The following is a 2,933-nucleotide window of genomic DNA, read 5'->3' as shown; positions in this document are numbered from 1 at the left end:
ATGCGCTCGATGCCCGCGCGCGCTCCGAAGTACGCGGTGGCCGCGTGCCCGGTGTTCACGGTGAACAGCTTGCGCTCGATGTAGGGAGCGAGGTTCTCGACGAAGTGCGCGCCGGGGATGGTCGGCAGAGCACCGCCGAACGCTCCGGATTCGATCGCCCACTCGAAGTACGGCTCGGCAGTCACGTCGACGCCGCCGTCCGCGGGCTGCCCGGGCACGATGCGGTCGACGGCCGTGTTGGCGAACACCGCGCGCGCCAGCAGCTCGGCGGCGTCCTCTCCGGCCGCCTTCTCGACCTCGGCGCGGAGGGTGTCGGTCGCACCGATCGCGTTCTCGCAGGCCATCACCTGCAGCGGCGCGGCATCGGGGGAGCGGCGCCGAAGGCCCTCGACGATCGTGGGAGCCACGAAGCGCAGCACAGTCGGACCGACAGCGGTCGTCGCGACATCGGCTGTCGCGACCTCGTCGGCGACCGCATCCGGGTCCGTGCCGCTGTTGACGGCGCGGAACCCTGTCACGACATGGTCGGTGCCGCCCGGGCCGGCCTCGTGCACGGTGTACGAGTCGACCGCGTTGATCGCATCGACGAGTGCCGTGGCGACGTCGGAGAACACGACCTCGTAGCCGCCCTCGTGCAGCAGCAGACCGACGAATCCGCGGCCGATGTTGCCGGCGCCGAAGTGGACAGCCTTCATCAGTCGTTCACCGCCGAGAGCAGCGCATAGAGCTCCTCCGGGGTCTGTGCGGCATTGAGCTTCGCGACGTCATCCTCATCCGAGAACAGGATCGCGATCTGCGAGAGGATCTCGAGGTGCTCGTCGCCGCGGCCGGCGATGCCCACCACGAACGTCGCAGGCTCGCCCGCCCAGTCGACGCCGCCGTCGTAGCGGACGACCGAGAGAGCGGATCCGAGGATCGCGTCCTTCGTGTCGTTGGTGCCGTGCGGAATCGCCAGACCGTTGCCCATGTAGGTCGACACGGTCGCCTCGCGCTGACGCATGGCATCGACGTAGGCGGGGGTGACAGCACCGGCCGACACGAGGATGTCGGTGGCCTCCTGAAGCGCCGCCTCCTGCGTGCTGGAGCCTGCGTGGATGCGGACCTGATCGAGGGTGAGAACGCTCATGGTGATTCCTTCTTTCTGAGTGTGTGGAGGGAGGGGCGGATGCCGAGGCATCCGCCCCTCCCGGTCTGTCACGCGGGCGTCAGGCGCCGGGCTCGCGCTGCTCGCGCACCATCTCGACGACCTCTTCATACCTCGGAGAGTTCATGAAGTTGTCGACCGACACGTGGATCGAGTTCGGCGACTGCGCCTTCGCGCGGTCGGTGAGCTGCTGCTGCGTGATCACGAGGTCAGCACTGCCGTCGAGGTTCGCGATCGCCTGGTTGGTGACCGTCACCCCGTCGATCTCCGCCTTCTTGAACTTGTTGCGCAGCACGCTCGCACCCATGGCCGACGAGCCCATGCCGGCGTCGCAGGCGAACACGATGTTCGCGATACGACGGTCGGTGGCCACGCCTGCGCCGGCGCCGGCGCCGGCAGCTGCACCGGCAGTGCCCGAGGAGGCACGCAGGGCGTCCATCGCGGCGGACGACTTGCCCTTGTTCGCCTCGGTCTGTGCGATCGCGTCGCCGAAGCTGTCGCCCTCGGCCTCGAGGTCGCGCTTGCGCGAGGCCCGCAGGATGACGCCGGTGACGAGGAACGTGACGACGGCGGCGATCACGACCGAGAGGTAGACGACCAGCAGGTTGCCCACGCCGCTGCCGACGGCTGCGGCCGTGACGGCGATGATGCTGCCCGGTGCTGCCGGGAAGGCCAGTCCGCCGCCGAGCACCATGTTCGTCGTGACACCTGCTGCACCACCCGCGATCAGCGCGAGGATGGTGGTCGGCTTGCTCAGCGCGTACGGGAAGTAGATCTCGTGGATGCCGCCGAAGAACTGGATGATCGCGGCACCCGGTGCGGAGGCCTTCGCGGCGCCGACACCGAAGAACGTGAACGCGAGCAGCAGGCCCAGGCCGGGGCCGGGGTTCGCCTCGATGAGGAACAGGATCGACTTGCCGGTCTCCGCCGCCTGCTCGATGCCGAGCGGGGTGAACACGCCGTGGTTGATGGCGTTGTTGAGGAACAGCACCTTCGCGGGCTCGACGATGATCGACACGATCGGCAGCAGGTTCAGTGCGACCAGCCAGTCGACGGCACCGCCCAGCACCGCGCTGATGCCGAGCATGACCGGGCCGAAGGCGAAGAAGCCGACGATGGCCAGGATCATGCCGAGAATGCCGGCGGAGAAGTTGTTGACGAGCATCTCGAAGCCGGGGCGGATCTTGCCCTCCCACAGCCTGTCCATCTGCTTGGTGAGCCAGGCCGCGATCGGTCCCATGATCATCGCGCCGAGGAACATCGGGATGTTCGTGCCGACGATGACACCCATCGTCGCGATCGTCGCGACGACACCGCCGCGCTCGCCGTAGACCATACGACCTGCGGTGTTGGCGATGAGGAGCGGAAGCAGGTAGGTGACCATCGGGCCGACCAGTCCCACATAGGCCAAGATGTTGCCATCGGCGCTCTCGGTGACCGCGGTCATCGCGCCCTGCCAGCCCAGGACTGCGGAATCTCCGCCGCCGCCGATGATCTCGGCGACACCTGCCCAGTGCCAGCCGAACGGGCTCTCCGCCCCGAAGAAGCCCTTCGGGATGAACAGCATGGTGATGAATCCCCACGCGATGAACGCGGCGATGTTGGGCATGATCATGCCCGACAGGAACGTGCCGAAGCGCTGCACGCCTGTTCGGAGGCCGCCTGCCTTCGTGGCGGCGGGTGACGTCGTCGTCATGATGTCGTCTCTTTCTGGTGAGGGGGGAGGGGTGCTGTGGCATCGGCCACGGCGAGGCGGGCGCCGGCGGCGTCATCGGCCGCGAGCGCGAGT

2 protein-coding genes and 1 pseudogene are annotated in these 2,933 nt (G+C 68.0%); all 3 read right to left on the bottom strand.

Going from position 1 to position 2,933, the window contains the following annotated elements; genetic code table 11:
* Positions 1–695, bottom strand: a pseudogene (locus tag RTM68_RS08065) (mannitol-1-phosphate 5-dehydrogenase); the annotation flags it as partial.
* On the bottom strand, positions 695–1,126 hold the full coding sequence (locus RTM68_RS08060; RefSeq protein WP_312169899.1) for a PTS sugar transporter subunit IIA: 432 nt from the start codon (positions 1,124–1,126) through the stop codon (positions 695–697). The gene RTM68_RS08060 and the pseudogene RTM68_RS08065, both read right to left, overlap by 1 nt.
* Positions 1,127–1,205: 79 nt before the next feature.
* A complete protein-coding gene (locus RTM68_RS08055) occupies positions 1,206–2,840 on the bottom strand; it encodes a PTS mannitol transporter subunit IICB (RefSeq protein ID WP_312169898.1) in 1,635 nt (544 codons plus the stop codon).
* Between the last annotated feature and the right edge of the window lie 93 nt (positions 2,841–2,933).

Source organism: Microbacterium sp. (assembly GCF_031988965.1).
In the GTDB taxonomy this organism is placed as follows: Bacteria; Actinomycetota; Actinomycetes; order Actinomycetales; family Microbacteriaceae; genus Microbacterium.
Note: the sequence above shows the minus strand (reverse complement) of the source record. Positions and strands in the feature narration are given on the sequence as shown.